Source organism: Pseudomonas typographi (assembly GCF_014694385.1).
In the GTDB taxonomy this organism is placed as follows: Bacteria; Pseudomonadota; Gammaproteobacteria; order Pseudomonadales; family Pseudomonadaceae; genus Aquipseudomonas; species Aquipseudomonas typographi.
Window position 1 is genome coordinate 1 of record NZ_JAAOCA010000162.1, and the last position, 294, is coordinate 294.

General features: G+C 63.3%; 1 protein-coding gene. It reads left to right on the top strand.

All coding sequences use genetic code 11. The features are described 5' to 3' along the window. On the top strand, window positions 1–294 hold a 294-nt coding region (locus tag HAQ05_RS28230), incomplete at both ends, for a hypothetical protein (RefSeq protein WP_190427727.1).

A 294-nucleotide genomic window follows, 5' to 3' on the forward strand; every position in this document is an offset into this window, starting at 1 on the left:
CGCCTGTAGAAAGCCCCGACAGCCTCATCAACACCAGCTACGCCAACATCCTCGATGCGATCAGCGAGGGCCCCATCGTTGGCCTGGTGAATGGCGCGCAATCGATCTACCTGGACGAAACGCCGCTGGGCAATGCCGATGGCTCGCTGAATTTCACCGGCGTGACCTGGGAGCAGCGCTACGGGGAGCACGACCAGGATTACATCACCGGCTTTCCCTCGGTGGAGAGCGAGCAGTCGGTAGGGGTGGAACTGACGGCCGCCCAGCCCTGGACCCAGGCCATCAGCAACCTGG